Source organism: Oleiagrimonas sp., assembly GCF_027858935.1.
Lineage (GTDB): Bacteria > Pseudomonadota > Gammaproteobacteria > Xanthomonadales > Rhodanobacteraceae > Oleiagrimonas.
In genome coordinates this window covers 14,757-36,387 of sequence record NZ_JAQIBU010000313.1, presented here as the reverse complement: position 1 = coordinate 36,387, position 21,631 = coordinate 14,757, and the positions used below count along the sequence as shown (strand labels likewise).

Sequence of the window (21,631 nt, the reverse complement as noted above, 5' to 3'; positions counted from 1 at the left end):
TCCGGCGACCTCGATCCTTCCCTGTACCGGTATCTGGCACAGACCGAGTCGATGAGTCCGGCACGCTTCAACGCGCTGGTCAACGACGAATCCGGGCTTTTGGGCGTGTCCGGGACCAGCGGCGACATGCACGACCTGCTGGCGCGGGAGGCGGATGATGCGCATGCTGCCGAGGCGGTGGCGATGTTCTGCTACGAGGTCCGCAAGCGGATCGGCGCCTTTGCCGCCGTGCTGGGCGGGCTGGATGTACTCGTGTTCGCGGGCGGCATCGGTGAACACGCGCCAACGATCCGGCAGCGCATCTGTGAGGGGCTGGGTTTCTTGGGCATCGAACTGGATGCACAGCGCAATGCAGGGGACCCATCGCGGATCTCGCTGCCCTCGGGCCGTGTCGCCGTGTATGTCATGGCCACCGACGAGGAGATCATGATCGCGCGCGCGGCTGCACGGATCCTTGAGATCGAGCCGCCATCATCGGCCGCTTCGGCCACCGACACCGACACCGAAAGGTCATGAGCGACAGCATCCAGAACCTTCGCGACCAGCTGCACGGTGCAGTGGACCTGTAAGCTGTGGACCGCGGCATGAAGACGATGGCCGCCTACAATATCGGCCAGTACCAAGCGGTCGTTCTGGCGCTGCGTGTACATGCATCCATGGTCGAGCAGGGCCTGTCCGGATCCGCGGCAGCCGCGGCGGCGTATGCCGAGTCACCGCGGGGCCTCCGTGATACGGGATGACCCCGGCGGGCCAGGGTTGAGAACACATTGCGCTACAATGGTCCATTACCGTGCGGCCCGGCATCGCGGCCCGTGGGCGGCCCGCCATCCCATCCCGCCTGACCGGACGCAAGGACACCGGTCACCTTGACGGCTGCGGACGTGCACGAGGTCCCCAACGCCCCGCGATGACACGCGCCGAATCCCACACGACGTTCAAGACAGCAGGTATAGATATGACCAAGTTTTCCCCGGTTTCCCTCATCGGCGTTCCCACCGACATTGGTGCGGGTCATCGTGGCGCGCTGATGGGCCCCGATGCCTTGCGCGTGGCCAACATCGACAAGGTGCTGCGCGAGCGCGGCGTGGATGTGGTCGATCGTGGCAATCTGGCGGGTCCGACCAACCCGTGGTTGCCGCCCAGTGACGGCTACCGCCACCTTGATGGTGTCGTGGCCTGGAACCGCGCGACCATGGACGCGGTGTACGACGAGCTGAGCCTCGGGCGCATGCCGCTCATGATGGGCGGCGATCACTGTCTGGCGATCGGTTCGATCACCGCTGTGGCCCGGCACTGCCGCGAGCAGGGCCGCAAGCTGCGCGTGATCTGGCTGGATGCGCATACCGACTTCAACACCAGCGAACTGACTCCGTCCGGCAACATTCATGGCATGCCGGTGGCCTGCCTGTGCGGGCACGGGCCCAAGCGGCTGGTCGAATTGGGTGGCAGCGAACCGGCCATCGACCCCTCGGTCATGCGCCAGGTCGGAATCCGCTCGGTGGACGATGGCGAGAAAAAGCTCGTCCACGAAGCCGGACTGGAGGTCTACGATATGCGCTTCATCGATGAATTCGGCATGAAGCAGGCGATGCAGGCGGCACTGGCTGGCCTCGATCAGGACACGCACCTGCACGTGAGCTTCGACGTCGATTACCTGGACCCGTCGATCGCCCCCGGTGTGGGCACCACTGTTCCCGGCGGACCCAACTACCGTGAAGCGCAGCTGGGCATGGAGATGATCGCCGACAGCGGCTGCATGGGCTCACTGGACGTGGTTGAGCTCAATCCCGCTTTCGACGATCACAACCGCACGGCCGAAGTCGCCGTGGACCTGATCGAGAGCCTGTTCGGCAAGTCCACCCTGATCCGCAGCTGACGGAAACGACGGCGCGACTCGGGCAATGGGCTCCAGGCATGTCTTGCCGTACACTCAGGAGCCCTTGCGCAGCGCACGATGACCATGCGAGTTCTCACCGGGATCACCACCAGCGGCATTCCTCACCTGGGCAACTATGTCGGGGCGATCCGCCCCGCGCTGGCGGCCAGCCGCGTCGATGGCGTCGATGCCTTCTACTTCATGGCCGACTATCACTCGCTGATCAAGTGCGACGACCCCGCACGTGTCCAGCATTCGCGTCTGGCGATCGCCGCCGCGTGGTTGGCAGCGGGCCTTGATCCCGAGCGGGTGACCCTGTACCGCCAGTCAGATATTCCCGAAATTCCCGAGCTCACCTGGCTGCTGACTTGCGTCACTGCCAAGGGTCTGCTGAACCGCGCGCATGCCTACAAGGCAGCGGTGGACGCCAACAGCGAGGCCGGCGAGGATCCGGATGCGGGGATTACCGCGGGCTTGTACATGTATCCGGTGCTGATGGCTGCCGACATCCTCGCTTTCAACGCGCACAAGGTGCCGGTGGGGCGTGATCAGGTGCAGCACATCGAGATGGCGCGCGACATCGCGCAGCGTTTCAACCACCTGTACGGTCGCGAGTTCTTCGTGTTGCCTGAGGCCGCCATCGAGGAGCAGGTGGCGACGCTTCCGGGTCTGGATGGTCGCAAGATGTCCAAGAGCTACGACAACACCATCCCGCTGTTCGAGGGCGGCCCCAAAGCCTTGCGCAAGGCGATCCTGCGCATCGTCACCGACTCGCGCGAGCCGGGTGAGGCCAAGGATGCCGAGGGCACCGCGTTGTTCACCATCTTCCGTGCCTTTGCCGATCCGGATGAGACCGGGGCTTTCCGCAGCGCACTGCATGAAGGTCTGGGTTGGGGCGAGGCCAAGCAACGGCTGTTCGAGCGCATCGACCGCGAGCTGGCGCCGATGCGTGAGCGGTACGAGCATCTGATGGCCCATCCGCACGAAGTGGAAGCGGTCCTGATGGCGGGCGCCGAGCGCGCACGCTTCATCGCCACGCCACTGCTTGCCGAGTTGCGCGAGGCGGTCGGCCTCGGGCACGGCACGGTCCGTCCGCTGCCCGCCAACGATAAGGACAAGCGCAAGAAAAAGGCCCACAAGGGCCCGCGTCTGGTGAGCTTTCGCGATGGTGATGGTCGCTTCCGCTTTCGCTTGCTGTCCGCCGATGGCGAGGAACTCGCACTTTCCAGAGGTTTCGACGACCCCAAGGCGTCCGGCCAGGCGATCCAGACCTTGCTGGGCGGCGTGGATGATCTTGAGATCGTGCTCGCCGACGGGGTCCTGGAGCTGCGTCAGCAAGGTCAGGCCGTGGCGCTGTCGCCACCGATCTCCGTCGCCGGTCATGAAGAGGCGACCTCACGACTGCGCGAGAGCCTGCGGGAGCTGGCCGCGGAGAACGATGCATGATCGACTATCTCGCGCTGTTCCTGCTGGGTCCCTGGCTGCTGATCATGGCGTGGGCCTACTGGAGCTATCCCAAATCACTGCCGCGTACCCATGGACGTCGCTTGGTCGATACGGTAGCGATCGTGCTGGCCGCGGTGACCGCTGTGCTTCTGACCCGCTATGCCTTCATCTCGGCCGCCGCCTATTCGCGTCCCGGTCATATCGATGTCTGGCAGCTGACGGCGCCGGTGCTGTATGCCTACGGTGGGTTTTCGGCTGTGTTGGCGCTGGGGCTGCTGGTGCGCAGCCTGATCTGGCGCCGCTGACCCCATCCGCGCCTTCAACCGAAGGATGAACCCGAGGCTCCTGGCGCTGGAGAAGGTGTTGGCAAGCGGCTGCGTCCAGCGCCGTGCAGCTGCGCATGAGCCGTGTTGTGGCGGGTCCGCCGCTGCTGTGACGGAGAGCGTGGGGCCCTTGCGCTCGGCCCGGGCCATGCCCGGACCGACTGTGAAGGACTGAGTCCCGAATGCCTTGACCCCAGCAGAAATGCTGGGGTCAAGGCATGCCCGCACACTTCAGCCGCAGGTGCTGCTGTTCATCTGGTCCGTGCACTTGGGGTAGGCCGGTTGCGGTGGAAAGGCCGGGGTCCAGGGCGGAGGCGGCGGCAGCTTGCGCGGCGAAGCCTTGATCTTCTTCATCAGGATATTGATGGTGGTTTCCAGCTGGTTGTCGTGGCCATGCAGGAGCTGGCCCGGATCGTTGTGCGCGGTCACGTCGGGGATCACCCCGATGTTTTCCACGGTCCATTTCGAGTCCATGCTGTACACGCCGGTGTCGGAAATGGTCATGCGACCGCCGTCCATCAGCTGGAACGATCCGTCCGTGCCGCGCACGCCAGCCCAGCTTCGGTCGCCGATGATCGGGCCCAGGTGCGCGGTCTTGAACATGTAGGGGAAGCGGTCGCCGTTGGAGGCCGAGCCGCGGTTGTAGACCACCGCCTTGTAGCCATGGAACGCCGTGGGGGCGGTATGGGTCCGGCCATAGCGTGAGGTGAACATGTTGACCGGCGTGCGCGCGATGCGCGAGAAGATGGTCATTTCCAGTGCGTCGGACCCGCCAAGGTTCCAGCGGTCGTCGAAGATGATGCCCTGCTTGTCCAACTGGCTGTAGTACTGGCGGATGAATTCATGCGCGCCGGTGGGTTCGAAGTCATTGAGGTAGACATAGCCGATCTTGCCGCCGGAGAGCTTGTCCACGCGTGCGCGGTTGTGCCGGATCCAGGCCAGCAGGTGCAGCTTGGTGGCGTTGGCGATCGGCTTGACCTGGATGGTCCAGGCATCGCGGCCCGAGGCGTGACGCGACAGGCGCAGGCTGACGGTGGTGCCGTAGGTGCCGTTGAGAAGGGCATAGGGGTTCATCGGCGCTTTCAACGACTGGCCGTTGATCGCCAATACGTAGTCGCCGGTGGACACCTTCAGACCCGGCTGCGCCAGCGGCGCGCGGTAGCCGGGCAGGGTGTTGTCGCCATGGAAGATGCGTGCCAGGCGGTAGCGCCCGGAGGCCGGGTCAAGGGCGAAATTCGCGCCCAGGTCGGCGGTTTCCGTGGACGGGCTCTTCCAGCCGAGGTCGCCGCCGGAAATGTACATGTGGCTCTGGCCGAAGGTCGCGATCATGTTGGCGATCACCCAGGTCACGTCATTGCGGCTGGCGGCGCGCGGGAGCAGCTTTTCGTAGCGCTGGCCCATGCCGGCCCAGTGGGCCTTGATCAGGTCCGGGTTGAGGAAATAGTCGCGCACATCACGCCAGGCTTCGCCGAAGATCGTCGCCCATTCGGCCCGCGGCTGGACCCAACGGCGCAGGTGTGTGGTGTCCAGGGTCTGCTTCTTGGCCTTCTTTGCAAAGGTGGCCGGCCGCAGTACCCACTTGCCCTTGGACCGGTACAGCAGGGTCGAGCCGTCCGCGGACAGCATCAGTCCCTGGCCACCGTCGTCCAGTTTGCGGTCCTTGCGCTTGTCCAGGTCATAGGCGCGCAGCTCGGACTTTTCGCCGGTGAGGTGGCCGCCGATGACATAGTTGGGCTGGGTGCTGTAGAAAACCACGCCTTTGGCCGCTGTCACGCCGCTGATGTTGCTCGCCGGCACCGGCAACTGCACGGCGCGCGACATCAGGCCGGCCAGGTCGATGTGCAGCGGGCCAATGGCCTTTTCCTTGTTCTTGCCGGCGTCCTTGTTGTGCTTGTCCCCGGTCGTGCCGGTGGCCTTGGGCTGGCGCGGGGCCAGCGGGGAGGACGTGTTGTTCGACAGGGTCGTGGCGTACAGACCGCTGCTGTCGAGGTTGGCGGTGCTGCTGGGATCGCCCATGCTGCCGGTCAGGTTGACCAGGCGATCGGAGGCGAAGAACAGGTATTTGCCGTCCGACGAAAACGCAGGTTGGCTATCGTCGAACTGCCCGCTGCTGATGCCGTGCAGGCTGTGGTCGGTCAGGTGGTAGAGGAACAGGCCGTCCTTGTGGTTGTCGAGCGCGCGCGAAAAGGCCATCCAGTCGCTGCCCGGAGACCACGCGACATCCTGGAAGGCATAGCGGGTGCTGGCGTCGGTCGCCACCTGGTAGCGCTTGCCGGTCTTCACGTTCTGCAGCCAAAGTTGCCGGGTGGCGGTGACGTAGGTGATCCAGTGGCCGTCGGGGCTCCAGGTCAGCGGGCCCTGGTAGCTGACGGTCGAGTCGTGGGTCAGCAGGCGCGGCGGTCCGCCCGTGGCGCTGCGCAGGGCAATTTCCTGGCTGCGGCCGCTGGCCAGGATGTAGGCGATCTGCTTGCCGTCGGGGGACCAGACGGGATCGCGCTCGTCGGCCGAGGCATCACGGGTCAGGGTCTGGGTGCTGCCATGCGTGGCGGGCACCGTGAACAGGGCACCGCGCCCCGAGAACACCGCCAGCTTGCCGTTGGGCGCGACGCCGGCGCCGTTGATCATCTTGCCGGCATCGGCCCAATGGGGCTGCATACTGGTGCCGTCCAGGGGCACGCGCACGTGGATCCTGTGCAGCTGGCTGTCCTTGAAGGAATACACGTACAGGTCGCCCCCGTCGGAAAGCGCGATGCCGTCATCGCCCAGCGTTGGTGAGTCCAAGTCATAGGTGTCGAAATGGGTCAGCTGGGTGAACCGGTTCGCGTCCAGCGAATACGACCACAGGTTCTGCACGCCGTGGTCGCCACGGTCGGAGGTGAAGTAGATCGTGTCCTCGTGCCACATCGGCCAGACGTCGGCGCCCTTCCAGTGCGTGATCTGGCGGCTCTTTTCCGTCTTGAAATCGTAGGTCCAGATGTCCTGCGCCTGGCCGCCGTAATAGTGCTTGCGATGAAATGGCCGGTACACGCGCGCGAGTTTGTTGTAGGCCACCGCGGTGCCGCTGGCGTTGAATGAGAGCGGTCCGGTCCAGGGCAGCGGCAGTTGCGTGGGCAGGCCTCCGCCCAGGGGCACGGTGAAGGCATGCATCACCTGGGGATTGAAGCTGGTGCGACGGGAAAGGAACACGACTTGCTTGCTGTCCGGCGTCCAGCCCAGGACGATATTGTCCTGGCTGGTGCGCAACTTGTCCTTGCCGGCCTTGCGGTTGATCGAGTGGTACGTCAGGCGCCGGACCGGTCCTCCCGTGGCGGGAATCACGTAGACGTCGGTATTGCCCTGGTACCAGCCGGTGAAGGCCACCCATTTGCCGTCGGGTGAGTAATGCGGCGCCATGTCGAAGCCGCTGTCGGCGGTCAGCTGCGTGGCGGTCCCGCCCTCAAGGGTGGTGCGCCACAGGTTGCCGGCGGCCTCGAAGACCACGCTGTTGCCGTGCATGGTCGGATAGCGGATCAGCACGTCCTGCGGACCGCTGGTGACGGCAGGGGGCGCGGCCGTCGCCATGACGGTCCACCCCAGACACGCCACCATGCACAGGCATCCCAACCACATCTTCAGCCGCTTCTTCATCGTCCCCTCTCCTCCGGAATTCCATGGTCTGAAACAGGCACACAGATTTTCGATTTTCGAATCTGCAGCGAGCCTCTTCAAGTGGAGGAAGTCACGTGCCCTGGGCAAGACGCCCGACGGTGCGACGTGGCAAGACCAAAAAAAGGAGGGGCCAAAGGCCCCTCCTTGTCGTCAACGGTTTGTACGTCAGGTGATCATTGCACCTGCGATCGTGACGGGCTCAACCACAGGTGCTGTTGTTGCTGTGGTCGGTACATTTGGGGTAGGCCGGCTGCGGTGGGAAGGCCGGGGTCCAGGGCGGCGGTGGCGGCAGGTTCCGCGGTGCGTCATGAATCTTTTTCATCAGGTTGTCCACGGCGGTATGAAGCTGGGCATCCATACCGTGGTTGAGTTGACCGGGTTCGTCGTGGACGGTGATGTCGGGCGACACGCCGATGTTTTCCACCACCCACTGCGATTTGAGACCGTACATGCCGTCGTCGGAAATGGTCTGATGGTCGCCGTCGAGCAGTTCGAACGGGCCGTCATAGCCGCGCACGCCGGCCCAGGTGCGGCTGCCGATGGTGGGACCAAGGTGATCGGCCTTGAACATGTAGGCGAAGATGTCGCCATCGGAAGCCGAGCCGCGGTTGATCAGTGCCGCCATGTAGCCGTGAAAGGCATTTGGCGTTGGCGTGGCCCAGCGGTAGCGGTTGGTGAACATGCCGGTGAGCTGACGGTCGATGCGATCAAACAGGAACGGGTCGATAAAACCGCCCAGGTTCCAGCGATCATCAAAAATGATCGCCTGCTTGTGGGTCTGGCTGTAGTACTGGCGGATGAACTCGTGCATGCCGGTGGCTTCCATGTCCTCCATATAGACATAGCCGATCTTGCCGCCGGAGAGCTTGCTGACCTCCTTGCGATTGTGCCGGATCCACGCCAGCAGGTGCAGTTTGGCGGCGCTGGCCACGGGTTTCACGCGGATGGTCCAGGCATGCTTGCCGGAAGCGTCTTTCGACAAGCGCAGGCGAACCGTGGTCCCGTAGGTCCCGCTGAGCAGGGCGTATGGATTGGTCGGCGATTTCAGTGACTGACCGTTGATGGCCAGCACATAGTCGCCCACCGCCACCTTGAGGCCGGGCTGGGCGAGAGGTGCGCGATAGTTCGGGATGGTGTTGTCGCCATGGTAGATGCGCGAGAGCTTGTAGCGCCCGGAAGCCGGGTCAAGGGCGAAATCGGCGCCCAGGTCGGCGGTCGTCGATGCCGGACTCTTCCATGATCCGCTGGAGCTTCCGCCACCGATGTACATGTGGCTCTCACCCGGTGTTGCCATCATGTTGGCAATCAACCAGGTGACGTCGTTGTTGCTGGTTGCCAGCGGCAGCAGACGACGATAACGCGCGCCGATGGCGGCCCACCGGGACTTGATCAGCTCGGGGTTGAGGAAGTGATCGCGCACATTGCGCCATGCTTCCTCGAAGCTCGTGTTCCATTCGGCGCGCGGCTCAACCCAGCGACGCACATGGGCCAGGTCCAGCTTCTTGTCCTTGGCCTTCTTGTCGAACTTGCCCGGACGCAAAACCCAATGACCATTGGACTGAAAGAGCAGGGTCGAGCCATCGGCCGACAGCATCAGGTCGCTTCCGCCATTGTCCAGGGTCAGATCCTTGCGTTTGGCGAGGTTGTAGGCACGCAACTGGGGTTTCTCGCCAGTCAGCTGTCCGCCGAGCACCGGGTTGGGGCGGGTGTTGTAGAACACCACGCCGTGGCTGGCGACCACGTCGCCGATATTGGCCGCAGGCACCGGCAACTGGACGGCGCGCGACATCAAACCCTTGAGGTCGATGTGCAGCGGGCCGGTGTGAGCAGTCGAGGTTTTGTCGTCTTTGCCCGACTTGTGCTTGTCGTGGTGATCGTCCACGGCCTTGGGCTCGCGTGGCGCCAGCGGTGATGCGGTGTCCGCGTTCAGGGTGGCGGCATACAAGCCGCTGCTGTCGAGGCTGGCCATGGTTTCATCGAATCCGGACATGGCCGGATTGACCAGCCGGTTCGAGGCAAAGAACAGGTACTTGCCATTGCTCGAAAAGGCCGGTGAGAAGTCGTCGAAACGGCCGCTGCTGATCCCGTGCAGGCTATGATCGGTCACGTGGTAGAGGAACAAGCCACTCTTGTGGTCGGGCAGTGCCCGCGAGAAGGCGAGCCAGTCGCTGCCCGGCGACCAGGCGATATCCCTGAAGCCGAACCGACTGCTTGGGTCGGTGGCCACCTTGAAGCGCTTTGCGGTCTTGACGTTCTGCAGCCACAGGTGCTCGTTGGAGTCGACGTAGGTGATCCACTTGCCATCCGGACTCCACGTCAGCGGCCCCTGATAGCTGATGCTTGAATGGTGGGTCAGCAGCTTCGGCGGCCCACCCGTTGCGCTGCGCAACGCGATTTCATCGCTGCGGCCCTTGGCGAGGATGTAGGCGATCTGCGTGCCGTCGGGGGACCATGCCGGATCCCGTTCGTCGGCGGCGGGGTCGTGCGTCAGGGTTTCGGTGCTGCCATATTTTGCGGGCACCGTGAACAGGGCGCCGTGTGCGGAAAACACGGCCAGCTTGCCGTTGGGTGAGACCGCCGCGCTGGAAACATGTTTGCCGGCGTCGACCCAATACGGCTGTGAATCCACGCCATCAGTCGGGACGCGTACATCGATCTTTTGCAGCTTCTTGTCGGCAAAGCGGTAGACGTACAGATCACCACCGTCGGACAGGGCAATGCCATCGCGGCCCAGCGTCGGTGAGTCGATGTCATAGGTGTCGAAATGGGTCAGCTGAGTGAAATGGTCTTTGCTGAACGAATACACCCACAGATTCTGAACGCCGTGAGAGCCGCGGTCCGAAGTGAAATAGATGCTGTCGCCATGCCACATCGGCCACACGTCGGCGCCTTTCCAGTGGGTGATCTGGCGCGACTTTCCTGTATTGAAATCGTAGGTCCATATGTCCTGCGCCTGGCCACCGAAATAGTGCTTGCGGTGAAACGGGCGGTAGACCCGGCTGAGCTTGTTGTAGGCCACCTCATGTCCGTTGGCATTGAACGACAACGGACCGGTCCAGGGTAACGGCAACTGTTTGGGCAGGCCGCCACCGACCGCAACGGTGTAAGCATGCATCACCTGCGGGTTGAAGCTGTCGCGGCGCGAAAGGAAAACGACCTTTTTGCTGTCCGGCGTCCATCCCACCACCGTGTTGTCCTGCATCGGGCGCAGCTTGTCCTTGCCGATCTTGGCGTTGATCGAATGATACGTAAGGCGTTTGACCGGACCACCCGCGGACGGGATCAGATAGACATCGGTATTGCCCTGGTACCAGCCGGTGAAGGCAATCCAGCGGCCGTTCGGTGAAAAATGCGGTGCCATGTCAAACCCGCTGTCCGAGGTCAGTCGGGTGGCCGTACCGCCACTCAAGGAGGTTTTCCAGAGGTTGCCACCGGCTTCAAACACCACGGTGTCGCCGTGCATGGTCGGGTAGCGGATCAGCGCCTTGATCGGTCCAGAAGTTGCTGGAGGTACGGTGGGTGATGCGGCCAAAGCCGTCATGGTCCATCCAAGTCCAGCCATCACGCACAGGCCGAACATCCATTCCTGCAGACGAATCCTCATCGCACCATCTCCTGTGGACTGTTTACGAGCGCTGAAAACAACAGAGTGAGGATATCTGGCGCATGAGCATCAGCAAGTACTGAAAGTCATGGTGAAGTCTTTGCAAGGCGGTGATGGATAATGCATAAAAAAGGAGAGGCCCGGCCTCTCCTTTTCGTTTCCCGTGGCGTGGTGCGCGGGGCAGCTACTGTGGCAGCGCCAGGTCGTCCAGCAGCGCCTTGAGGAAGCGGGCCGCTTCTCCACCGGTTGCAGCGCGGTGATCAAAGGTCAGGCTGATCGGCATGCGGCGGTGCACCTCGATGCCGCCCATCACCGCGACCACGTCGTGGCTGAGCTTGCCGGCGCCGATGATGGCCACGCACGGGGGCACCACGACCGGAGTCGCATAGCGGCCGGCGAACATGCCGAAGTTGGACAGGCTGATGGTGTAGCCGGCCAGTTCCGAGGACGGGATCGAGCGGTCCATCACCTGGCTGCGCAGACGGTTGATGCCGGTGCGAATGCCGTTGGCGTCGAGCATGTCGGCATTGCGCAGGGCCGGCACAAACAGCCCGTCGTCGGTGTCCACGGCGATGCCGATGTCCACCTGCGGGTGCATGGTGCGGCTCAGGTTCTCGCCGTCGAACCAGGCGTTCAGCGCCGGCACCTGCTTGCAGGCGGCAACGATGGCACGGATCAGGCGCGCGGTGATGTCCTGCTTTCCGATCCATGCGTGCAGGTCGGCGTCATCGACAATCGAGGTCTGCACCACGCTGGCGTGGGCATCGGCCATCACCCGCGCCATGTTGCGGCGTACGCCCTTGAGTTGCTCGGGCTGGCCGCTGGCCTTGACCGAGGGCGGGGATGTGCGCACGGGCTTGCCGGCCTGCGACACGCTGGTGCGCTGGCCCGTACCCGCCGGTGCCGGCGCTGGAGCTGCCGGTGCGGGAGCGGGGGCGCTGCCTTGCGCCGCGGAGCCGTCGGCTGCGGCCTGCTTGACGTCCTTGATCGTGATCACGCCGCCTTCGCCGCTCGGCTTGACGCGGGCCAGGTCGACCTTGAGCTTTCTGGCCATGGCGCGCACGGCCGGCACGGCCTTGACGCCGCCGGCGCTGCTGACCTGCTCCACGTGAACCTGGTTGCCGCTGGCCATGGCGCCGACCACGGTGCCCTCGTCCTCACGCTCGCTGGTTTCGGCGGCGGGCGCCGGTTCGGGTGCCGGTGCGGGTGAAGCGGCCTTCTTCTTCTTCGGCCCGTGGCTGTGGCCGGTCTCCTGCGACTCGGCGCGCTGCTTGGCGTTCGGGTCGGGCTCGAAGTCGCACAGCGGCGATCCGGTTTCGATCACGTCGCCCTCGGCGCCGTGCAGCTTGACCACCTTGCCGGTGTACGGTGAAGGCACATCGACCACCGCCTTGGCGGTTTCCATCGACGCCAGCGCGGCGTCGAGCTTGATCTCGTCGCCTTCCTTGACGTGCCATTCGACGATGGTGGCGTCCGGCAGGCCTTCGCCGAGGTCGGGCAGGTTGAACGTCTTGATGTCGGCCATGGTCATTTCCTGGGTATGTTTGGAGATGGCGCCCTCCCCTGCGGGCAGGGGAGGGTTGGGATGGTGTGCGATTCGGTCATGCGCCGAAACGACGCCTCCTTCCCGACCTCCCCGTGCTCGCAGGGGGAGGGTCAAAGTGTCAGCTTACCGCGAGGGTCTTGTTCGCGGCCTCGACGATGCGCTCCACGCTGGGCAGGTATTTCATTTCCAGGCGGAACAGCGGGATGTGCGTGTCGTAACCGGTCACGCGATGCACCGGAGCCAGCAGGTCGAACAGGCACTCCTCGGCCAGGCGCGCGGCGATCTCGGCGCCGAAGCCGGCGGTCTTGGGGGCCTCGTGCACGATCACGCAGCGGCCGGTCTTGGCCACCGATTCGGCGATGGTGTCGAAGTCCAGCGGTGTCAAAGTGGCCACGTCGATGACCTCGGCGCTGATGCCGTCCTCGGCCAGCTCGTCGGCAGCTTCCAGGCATTCCTTGACCTGCGCGCCCCAGGTCACCAGGGTCACGTCGGTGCCGTCACGCAGCACGTAGCACACGTCCAGCGGCAGCGCTTCGCCGTCGTCGGGGACCTCTTCCTTGTACTGGCGGTAGATGCGCTTGGGTTCGAGGAACACCACCGGATCCGGATCGCGGATCGCGGCCAGCAGCAGGCCGTAGGCGCGCGCCGGCGAAGACGGCAGGACCACGCGCAAGCCCGGCACGTTGGTGAACAGGTGCTCGTTGGCCTCCGAATGATGCTCGGGCGCGCGGATACCGCCGCCCCACGGTGCGCGAAACACCGCCGGCACGCTCAGGCGCCCGCGGGTGCGGTTGCGCATGCGCGCGGCGTGGCAGTTGATCTGCTCCATCATCGGATAGATGAAGCCCTCGAACTGGGCCTCCGCGATGGCTTTCATGCCCTGCGCGGCCAGGCCCACGGTGGTGCCGGCGATGGTTGCTTCGTCCAGCGGCGTGTCGAGCACGCGTAGCGGGCCGAACTTTTCCTGCAGGCCCTGGGTGGCGCGGAATACGCCGCCGTTGACGCCCACGTCCTCGCCCAGCACCACGACGGAATCGTCATGGGCCATCTCGTAGGCCAGTGCCTGGGTGACGGCTTCAATGAGTGTGATCTGTGCCATCGGTCAGTGCTCCTTGGAATCCAGCGCCACGACCTCGGCGCGTTGGCGCGCGAGGTCTTCCGGCAGTTCGGCAAAGGTGTAGTCGAAGATCGCCGTGACGGGCTGGGTCTTGGTCTCCAGATAGGCATTGACCTCGTTGTCCATCCACTCGTCGCACTCAGTGAGCCAGGCGTCTTCCTTCTTCTGGTCCCAGGCTTTTTTCGATTCCAGCCATGTGCGCAGGCGCTTGAGGGGTTCCTTGGCGCGCGCGTCCTCGACTTCTTCTTTTTCGCGATAGCGGCGCGCGTCGTCGGCCGTGGTGTGGTCGCCGAGCCGGTAGGTGACTGCCTCGATGACGCTGGCGCCCTCGCCGGTGCGGGCGCGGTCCAGCGCGTCTTCCATGGCCTTGCGCACGGCGATGATGTCGTTGCCGTCCACCTGGATGGTCGGCAGGCCGGCAGCCAGCGCCTTCTGCGCCAGCGTTTCGGCGCCGGTCTGGATGCTGCGCGGCACCGAGATCGCCCACTGATTGTTGACGATCACGGCCACCAGCGGCAGCTTTTGCGCACCGGCGATGTTGATGGCGCCGTAGAAGTCGCCCTTGGAGGACCCGCCGTCGCCGACGGTGCATACGGCCACGCGCTTCTCGCCGCGGATCTTGAAGGCCAGCGCACTGCCTGCGGCATGCAGGCACTGCGTGGCGATCGGTACCGACCATGCGAAGTCGTGGCGGGCCGGCTCATTCTGGTAGTCGCTGCCGCGCTCGTCGCCACCCCAGTAGGTGTAGACCTCGCGGGGCTGCACGCCGCGATACAGCTGGGCGCCGTATTCGCGATAACTGGGTGCGAACACGTCCTCGTCCTTCATGGCGCTGCCGATGCCCACATGCGCGGCCTCGTGTCCCAGGCAGGAAGCGTAGGTGCCCAGCTTGCCGGTGCGCTGCAGCGCGATCGACTTGGTGTCGAACACGCGCGTGGACACCATCAGCTTGTACAGCTTGACCATGTGGTCCAGGTCTTTCGCGAAAGCGGGCAGATCCTTTTCCTTGCCGACCAGCTGGCCGGCGGGATCGAGGTACTGCAGATAGTTGATTTCAAACTTGGCGGCGATGGACACGAGATCCTCCCGTGGAATGGAAACGGTCGGGGCCGTGCCGATACGGCGCGCAGCACGGTGAAGCACCGGCAAGCGCGTACGCGTGACGCCCATGCGTCGTGGCGCGGCCCTGTGGTTTGTTGCGCGAAAAAGCAATTATCCCACGCCCAGGGCGTGGCGGGATGTTACGGGAAGCAGGCGGCCCATCCAGTGGGGCCGGCGCAGGAATCTTCCCTCGGCTGGCCGCCCTTGATAACAAGCCGGATGCTGCGGCGCAAGGTACGATGCAGCATAAAATAGCAGTGGTCTGATGCAAATATCGAAAGAAGTGTAATAAATCCAGGATATTGGATGCATGTGTCGAAAGTGGTCTTGATATGCGGCGCGGTGCGCCGCGCATGCTGATACGCTGCTGCACTTCCTCGTCACGCACGGAATTCGAACGCCATGTCCGAGCACAACAGACGCGAACTCGAAGCAGGGATCGAGCGCGACCTGGAAAACCGTCTCAGCTATGCCGGTTACCTGCATCTGGATACCCTGCTTTCGGCGCAGCAACCGGTATCGCAACCGGCCTACCACGACGAGATGCTGTTCATCGTCCAGCACCAGGTCGCGGAGTTGTGGATGAAACTGGCGGTTCACGAACTCGGCGCGGCTCTTCGCTTCCTGCGCGAGGACCGTATCGGCGAGGTCCTCAAGGTGCTGGCGCGGTTCAAGCAGGTGCAGCACCAGCTGTATGCGCAGTGGGGCGTGCTCGAGACCATGACGCCATACGAGTATCTGAAGTTCCGTGATCAGCTGGGTCCGGCTTCGGGATTCCAGTCGCTGCAGTACCGCACCCTGGAATTCCTGCTTGGCAACAAGCATGCGGACATGCTCGAAGTGTTCGCACACGATCCCAAAGGCCAGTCAAGCCTGCGTGCGGTGCTCGAGGCGCCCGGACTGTACGACGAGGCGCTGCGTTGGCTGGCACGCAAGGGGCATGCGGTTCCGCAAGCCAGCCTGGAGCGCGACTGGAGTGGCGAACGCGAGCGTGATCCCGGACTTGTGCCGGTGTTCGAGCGCATCTACCGCACGCCGCAGGACTTCTGGCCCGAGTACCACCTGTGCGAAACCCTGGTGGATATCGAGGAGAACTTCCAGCTGTGGCGCTTCCGACACATGAAGACGGTCCAGCGCATCATCGGTCAGCGTGCCGGAACCGGAGGATCCTCGGGGGTCGCTTTCCTCAAGCAGGCACTGGACCTGACGTTCTTCCCGGAGCTTCTGGAAATGCGCGCGCAGCTGGGCTGATCGTACTTACGTGGCCTTGGTGCAGAGTGTTCGAAACTTCATCCTGGCCATGACAGGAGTTGTTTGGCGCAAGCCATCCATCACCCTGGATCTGGATCAGCGCGGACCTGGACTGGCGCGAGCTTGTCCAGGATCCGGGCCAGGGTATCGATTTCGGACTTGTCCAGTTGTGCCAGCAGGCGTTCTTCATGGGCGCGGGCCATGGGAGCGACCGCATCATGCACACGCCAGCCGTCCTCGCTCAGCCGCAGTACCGAGCGGCGGCGGTCGCCATTGTGGCGGTGGCGGTCCACGCGACCGGCATCGACCAGCCGCGACAGGGCGCGGCTGACGGCGACTTTGTCCATGGCCGTGTGCTCGGCCACTTCGCGTGCCGACAGCGCCGAGAAGCGCCCCAGCACCGCCATCACCCGCCATTCGGTCATCGAAAGACTGAAGCGTTGCTGGTACTCGAGGGCGATGGCCTGGCTGACAATATTGGACAGGATTGAAAGTCGGTAGGGCAAAAACCGTTCAAGTTTCAACGGCTTGTGGTTGCGCATGCGAGTCTGCCCCTTGCAAATAGTTACAGATGAAACTATAACCTTGGTCTGCGCCGCGCAAGTTCTCCCGGGTGTTCCGGCAGACAAGCGGCCCCACGCAACCCCCGGATATCAGGAGCCGCCGCCATGAATGCACAGCTCGACCCAGGCATGCAGGTCACCACATTCGAGAACCCCATGGGCATCGACGGGTTCGAGTTTGTCGAGTTCGCCGCGCCACAAGGGCGTGCCAGCGAATTGCATGATCTGTTCAAGCGCATGGGCTTCACGGCGGTGCTCAAGCACAACCACCGCCCGATCACGGTATACCGCCAGAACGGCGTGAACCTGCTGGTCAACGAAGACCCGGATGCCTTTGCCGCGGACTTCGCCGCCAAGCACGGGCCCTGTGCCTGCGGCTTCGCGATTCGCTTCGAAAAGCCGGCTGAAGATGTCTTGCGCGCGGTGCTTGCCAACGGCGGCGAGACCATCGAGCACAAGGCCGATAGCCGCGCGGTAGACGCGCCGGTGATCAAGGGCATCGGCGACTGCATGCTGTACCTGGTGGACTGCTATGGCGAAAAGGGCAGCATCTACGACGCAGACTACACGCCAATCGAGGGTGTCGACATGCATCCGCAGGGCTTCGGCCTGACCTTCATCGACCATCTGACCCACAACCTGTATTTCGGCAACATGGGCAAGTGGTCGTCGTATTACGAGGATCTGTTCAATTTCCGCGAGATCAAGTACTTCGACATCAAGGGCAGCAAGACCGGCTTGGTGTCCAAGGCCATGACCGCTCCGGACGGCATCGTGCGCATCCCGCTGAACGAGTCGGACAATCCCAAGTCGCAGATCAACGAGTATCTGGACGCCTACCACGGCGAAGGCATCCAGCACATCGCCTGTTTCACCGACGATATCTATGCCACGGTGGAAAAGATGCGCGCGGCCGGCGTCGAGTTCCTGGACACGCCCGACACGTATTTCGAGCTGATCGACCAGCGTATCCCGCGCCACGGCGAGGATCTCGCGCGCCTGGCCAGAAACAAGATCCTGATCGACGCCGACATGGAAACCAAGAAGCGCCTGCTGCTGCAGATCTTCACCCAGAACTGCATCGGTCCGATCTTCTTCGAGATCATCCAGCGCAAGGGCAACGAGGGCTTCGGCGAGGGCAATTTCCAGGCACTGTTCGAATCCATCGAACGCGACCAGATCAAGCGCGGCGTGCTGTAAACCATTCAAGTCAATGGCTTCCAAAGGCGACAGCACCCAACGAGTGAACCCTATGGCCACCATGCAATACCAGTCCGGTTTCGGCAACGAATTTGCCACCGAAGCCGTGCCGGGAGCGCTGCCGCTAGGCCGCAATTCGCCCCAGCGGGTGGCGCATGGCCTGTACGCCGAGCAGTTGTCCGGTACCGCATTCACCGCGCCGCGTGCGGACAATCGGCGCAGCTGGCTCTACCGCATTCTTCCCGCGGCGGTGCACCAGCCATTCCAGCGCATCGAGCACGCGGCGTTTCACAACCGCTTCGACGAGCAGCCGGCCACGCCCAACCAGTTGCGCTGGAATCCCTATCCGTTGCCCGAGGCACCGACCGATTTCATCGAAGGCCTGTACAGCATGGCCGGCAATGGCGGTCCCGCTGCGCAGCAGGGCATCGGTATCCATCTGTATGCGGCCAATCGCGACATGGATGGCCGCTTTTTCTACGATGCCGATGGCGAGCTGCTGCTGGTCCCCCGGGCGGGGCGATTGCGCATCGCCACGGAACTGGGCGTGCTGGAGATCGAACCGCAGCAGGTCGCGGTGATTCCGCGCGGCGTGCGTTTCCAGGTCTCATTGCCCGACGGTTCGGCGCAAGGGTATGTGTGCGAAAACTTCGGCGCGTTGCTGCGTCTGCCCGAGCTGGGTCCGATCGGTGCCAACAGCCTGGCCAACGCGCGTGATTTCCAGTCTCCGGTCGCGGCCTACGAGGATCGCGAGGGCGACTTTGAACTGGTGGCCAAGTTCCAGGGTCACCTGTGGAGTGCCCGGATCAGCCACAGCCCGCTGGACGTGGTGGCATGGCATGGCAATTACGCCCCGTATCGCTACGACCTGCGCCGCTTCAACACCATCGGTTCGATCAGTTACGACCATCCGGACCCGTCGATCTTCACGGTGTTGACCTCGCCCAGTGACACGGCGGGCACGGCCAACCTCGACTTTGCGATCTTCCCGCCGCGCTGGCTGGTGGCCGAAGACACCTTCCGCCCGCCCTGGTACCACCGCAACGTGGCCAGCGAGTTCATGGGGCTGGTGCATGGCGAGTACGACGCCAAGGAGGCTCGGCACGGGAGTGGCTTCGTGCCGGGTGGCGCCTCGCTGCACAACTGCATGAGTGGACACGGTCCGGACGCGGCGAGTTTCGAAAAGGCCTCGGCCATCGACACGACCCGACCCCAGCATATCGTCGATACCATGGCCTTCATGTTCGAGACCCGCGCGGTGATCCACCCGACCAGCCAGGCCATGACATCGCGCCAACTTCAGGCGGACTACCATGAATGCTGGCAAGGCCTGGAAAAGCACTTCAAGGCACCCTGAGGGCGCCTCAAGGTCCCCTCCATTGATTCACACACGCTCCAAGGATTGCCCATGAAACTCGGATCCCTGAAAGCCGGTGGCCGCGACGGCACGCTGGTCGTCGTCAGCCGTGATCTGGCGCGCGCCGTCAAGGCCGACGGCATCGCCGCCACACTGCAGGTTGCGCTGGAAGACTGGTCCAATACCGCCCCGCGCTTGAACGCGCTGTACGACGACCTCAATGCCGGCAATGCCGACGGTGCTTTCGACGTGGACATGGCCGCGCTGGCGGCGCCAATGCCGCGTGCCTTCGAATTTCTCGATGGCAGCGCCTACCTGCCGCATGTCGAGCGCGTGCGCAAGGCACGGGGCGCCGAGGTGCCCGAGAGTTTCTATACCGACCCGCTGATGTACCAGGCCACCAGCGCCGGTTTCCTGGGGCCTCGCGACGACGTGGTGGTATCAAGCGAGGACTACGGTATCGACCTGGAGGCCGAGGTGGTGGTAGTGGTCGACGACGTGCCCATGGCGGTCACGCCGCAACAGGCGGCCGAACACATCCAGCTCATCGGCCTGGTCAACGACGTCTCCCTGCGCGGCCTGATCCCGGGCGAGCTGGCCAAAGGCTTCGGATTCCTGCAGTCCAAGCCGCGCTCGGCGCTGTCGCCAGTGTTTGTCACCCCTGACGAGCTGGGCCAGGCCTGGCAGGACAGCACGCTGCATCTGCCCATGCGCACGTGGATCAACGGCCAGTGGTTCGGCGAGGCCGAATGCGGCGTCGACATGCAGTTCAACTTCGCGCAACTGGTTGCGCACGCGGCCAGGACCCGGCCGTTGGGTGCCGGTGCGATCGTCGGATCGGGCACCATCGCCAACCAGGACACGTCCAGGGGCGCATCCTGCCTGGCCGAGCAGCGTACGGTGGAAAAGCTTCGCGACGGCGCGCCGAAAACGCCATTCCTGAAGCATGGCGACCGCGTACGCATCGAGATCACCGACGCGCACGGCAAGAGCATCTTCGGCGCCATCGACCAGGTCGTCGCCTCGGGCAAGGGCTGAGGCGGCGATCCGGCAGGCGCCGCAGGGCAGCGCTTGCACGGGATCGTTCGCGCCCGTGTTTGATCTCGGTCAAGGCGAGGCATGCCTTGCATGCGCAGAATTGTGCCATGCACACAGAACGTTCGATCGCACAATTCGATCCGGAGTTGATCGCCCGGTACGACACCCAGGGTCCACGCTACACCAGCTACCCGACTGCGCCGCAGTTTCATGACGGTTTCGGTGAGCGGCAGTTGCGCGATGCGGCCCGGGCATCCAACGAGGAGCCGATCCCGCGCGAGCTTTCGCTGTACGTGCACCTTCCGTTCTGCTTCAGCCCCTGTTTCTACTGCGGTTGCACGCGGATCATCACGCATGATCTTGGTAAAGCCGACATCTACCTGGATGCCCTTCAGCGCGAAGCCGAATTGATCGCGCCGCTGTTCGACCCGGATCGCGAGGTGGTGCAGCTGCATTTCGGTGGCGGCACGCCGAACTTCCTTGATCGTGGGCGGATGCGTCGACTGCTCGGCGTGCTGGAGAACCATTTCACACTCAGTCGCAGTCCGCGACGCGAGTTCGGCATCGAGATCGACCCGCGCTACGCCTCACCGGAATACGTGAAGGATCTTGGATCGCTGGGCCTCAATCGCATGTCGATCGGTATCCAGGATTTCGATCCCCAAGTCCAGGAAGCGGTCAACCGCGTCCAGAGCGTGGCGCAGGTCGAGGACATCATGCGCGCCGGCCGCGAGAGTGGTTTCGGCTCGATCAGCGTGGACCTGATCTATGGCTTGCCGCACCAGGACGTGGAGCGCTTCACGCGCACACTGGATCAAGTGATCGAGCTGGCTCCGGATCGCATTGCGGCCTACAGCTATGCGCACATGCCGCAACTGTTCAAGGCGCAACGCCAGATCCAGGACTCGGTCTTGCCTGACGCGACGACCAAGCTGGCCCTGTTCGGGCGTACCCTGGAACGTTTGACCGAGGCGGGCTATGTCTACATCGGCATGGATCATTTCGCGCGTGCCGATGACGACCTGGCGCGTGCGCAGGAAGCCGGAACCCTGCAGCGCAATTTCCAGGGCTATTCCACCTATGGCGATTGCGACATCATCGGTCTTGGCGTAAGCGCCATCGGCCGTATTGGCGAAACCTACAGCCAGAATGCGCGTGAACTGAAGGCGTATTACGCAGCGCTGGATGCCGGTCGGATTCCCGTGATACGGGGCATACATCTGGGTGCGGACGACCTGATCCGGCGTGAACTCATTGGCGAACTGATGTGCCATGGCCGACTCGACAAGAAGGCCTTCGGTCATCGACACCGGCTCGATTTCGATCGTTACTTCGTGCATGACATGAAACGGCTGGCACCGTTGGCCGATGACGGATTGGTCGAGGTCGACGCGAACCAGCTTCAGATCACGCCGCGTGGGCGCCTGCTGATCCGGCATGTGGCCATGTGTTTCGATGCCTACCTGCAGCAGGACAGCAGCGGGCACGGATTCTCAAAGGCGATATGAGCGTGTTGCCGAACATCCCGGATCCGTTGGCGGACAAGGACAGTTCGCGTCGC

The 21,631-nt window shown here is 63.8% G+C and carries 15 protein-coding genes and 1 pseudogene; 10 read left to right on the top strand and 6 right to left on the bottom strand.

Translation table 11 applies throughout. The features are described 5' to 3' along the window. The 5 genes and pseudogenes from PF446_RS11715 to PF446_RS11695 all read left to right on the top strand — a co-directional run. Positions 1 to 516: pseudogene (locus PF446_RS11715) on the top strand (acetate kinase); the annotation flags it as partial. A 68-nt stretch (positions 517 to 584) separates the two neighbouring features. Beyond that, positions 585 to 740: a hypothetical protein gene (locus PF446_RS11710; protein ID WP_298071781.1), complete on the top strand. Its 156-nt coding sequence runs from the start codon at positions 585 to 587 to the stop codon at positions 738 to 740. Positions 741 to 955: 215 nt separating this feature from the next. Then, positions 956 to 1,876 (top strand): arginase, encoded by a 921-nt coding sequence (rocF, locus tag PF446_RS11705; RefSeq protein WP_298071779.1) that lies wholly within the window; start codon positions 956 to 958, stop codon positions 1,874 to 1,876. Between the two features lie 78 nt (positions 1,877 to 1,954). Next, a complete protein-coding gene (locus tag PF446_RS11700) occupies positions 1,955 to 3,322 on the top strand; it encodes a tryptophan--tRNA ligase (protein WP_298071777.1) in 1,368 nt (455 codons plus the stop codon). Continuing rightward, positions 3,319 to 3,627, top strand: a complete 309-nt coding sequence (locus PF446_RS11695) for a hypothetical protein (RefSeq protein ID WP_298071775.1) — start codon at positions 3,319 to 3,321, stop codon at positions 3,625 to 3,627. The genes PF446_RS11700 and PF446_RS11695 overlap by 4 nt, the downstream gene beginning before the upstream one ends. Positions 3,628 to 3,876: 249 nt before the next feature. Here the strand turns inward: PF446_RS11695 and PF446_RS11690 are convergent, their stop codons facing one another. The 5 genes from PF446_RS11690 to pdhA form a co-directional block, all read right to left on the bottom strand. Beyond that, the gene (locus PF446_RS11690; protein WP_298071773.1) at positions 3,877 to 7,272 is read right to left on the bottom strand and encodes a S41 family peptidase; all 3,396 of its coding nucleotides are present in this window, start codon (positions 7,270 to 7,272) and stop codon (positions 3,877 to 3,879) included. Positions 7,273 to 7,492: 220 nt separating this feature from the next. Then, positions 7,493 to 10,897, bottom strand: coding sequence for a S41 family peptidase (locus PF446_RS11685; RefSeq protein WP_298071770.1), 3,405 nt, complete (start codon positions 10,895 to 10,897; stop codon positions 7,493 to 7,495). A 184-nt stretch (positions 10,898 to 11,081) separates the two neighbouring features. Then, positions 11,082 to 12,422, bottom strand: coding sequence for a dihydrolipoamide acetyltransferase family protein (locus tag PF446_RS11680; RefSeq protein WP_298071769.1), 1,341 nt, complete (start codon positions 12,420 to 12,422; stop codon positions 11,082 to 11,084). 139 nt (positions 12,423 to 12,561) lie between these two features. Beyond that, positions 12,562 to 13,542, bottom strand: coding sequence for an alpha-ketoacid dehydrogenase subunit beta (locus PF446_RS11675; RefSeq protein ID WP_298071767.1), 981 nt, complete (start codon positions 13,540 to 13,542; stop codon positions 12,562 to 12,564). A gap of 3 nt (positions 13,543 to 13,545) precedes the next feature. Beyond that, the gene (pdhA, locus tag PF446_RS11670) at positions 13,546 to 14,637 is read right to left on the bottom strand and encodes a pyruvate dehydrogenase (acetyl-transferring) E1 component subunit alpha (RefSeq protein ID WP_298071765.1); all 1,092 of its coding nucleotides are present in this window, start codon (positions 14,635 to 14,637) and stop codon (positions 13,546 to 13,548) included. 426 nt (positions 14,638 to 15,063) lie between these two features. Between pdhA and PF446_RS11665 the strand changes: the two genes are divergently transcribed. Further along, the gene (locus tag PF446_RS11665) at positions 15,064 to 15,912 is read left to right on the top strand and encodes a tryptophan 2,3-dioxygenase family protein (protein ID WP_298071762.1); all 849 of its coding nucleotides are present in this window, start codon (positions 15,064 to 15,066) and stop codon (positions 15,910 to 15,912) included. 80 nt (positions 15,913 to 15,992) lie between these two features. Here PF446_RS11665 and PF446_RS11660 read toward each other — a convergent pair whose 3' ends face one another. Next, positions 15,993 to 16,454 carry a MarR family winged helix-turn-helix transcriptional regulator gene (locus tag PF446_RS11660; RefSeq protein ID WP_298071761.1) on the bottom strand — a complete coding sequence of 154 codons (462 nt, stop codon included), beginning with the start codon at positions 16,452 to 16,454 and terminating at the stop codon, positions 15,993 to 15,995. Between the two features lie 126 nt (positions 16,455 to 16,580). On the opposite strand from PF446_RS11660, the gene hppD reads away from it, so the two are divergent. The 4 genes from hppD (at position 16,581) to hemN (ending at position 21,578) form a co-directional block, all read left to right on the top strand. Beyond that, positions 16,581 to 17,675, top strand: coding sequence for a 4-hydroxyphenylpyruvate dioxygenase (gene hppD, locus PF446_RS11655; RefSeq protein WP_298071759.1), 1,095 nt, complete (start codon positions 16,581 to 16,583; stop codon positions 17,673 to 17,675). 52 nt (positions 17,676 to 17,727) lie between these two features. After that, a complete protein-coding gene (gene hmgA / locus PF446_RS11650) occupies positions 17,728 to 19,032 on the top strand; it encodes a homogentisate 1,2-dioxygenase (protein WP_298071756.1) in 1,305 nt (434 codons plus the stop codon). 51 nt (positions 19,033 to 19,083) lie between these two features. Then, a complete protein-coding gene (locus PF446_RS11645) occupies positions 19,084 to 20,070 on the top strand; it encodes a fumarylacetoacetate hydrolase family protein (protein ID WP_298071754.1) in 987 nt (328 codons plus the stop codon). A gap of 107 nt (positions 20,071 to 20,177) precedes the next feature. After that, positions 20,178 to 21,578 carry an oxygen-independent coproporphyrinogen III oxidase gene (gene hemN, locus PF446_RS11640; protein ID WP_298071752.1) on the top strand — a complete coding sequence of 467 codons (1,401 nt, stop codon included), beginning with the start codon at positions 20,178 to 20,180 and terminating at the stop codon, positions 21,576 to 21,578. Positions 21,579 to 21,631: the final 53 nt, after the last annotated feature.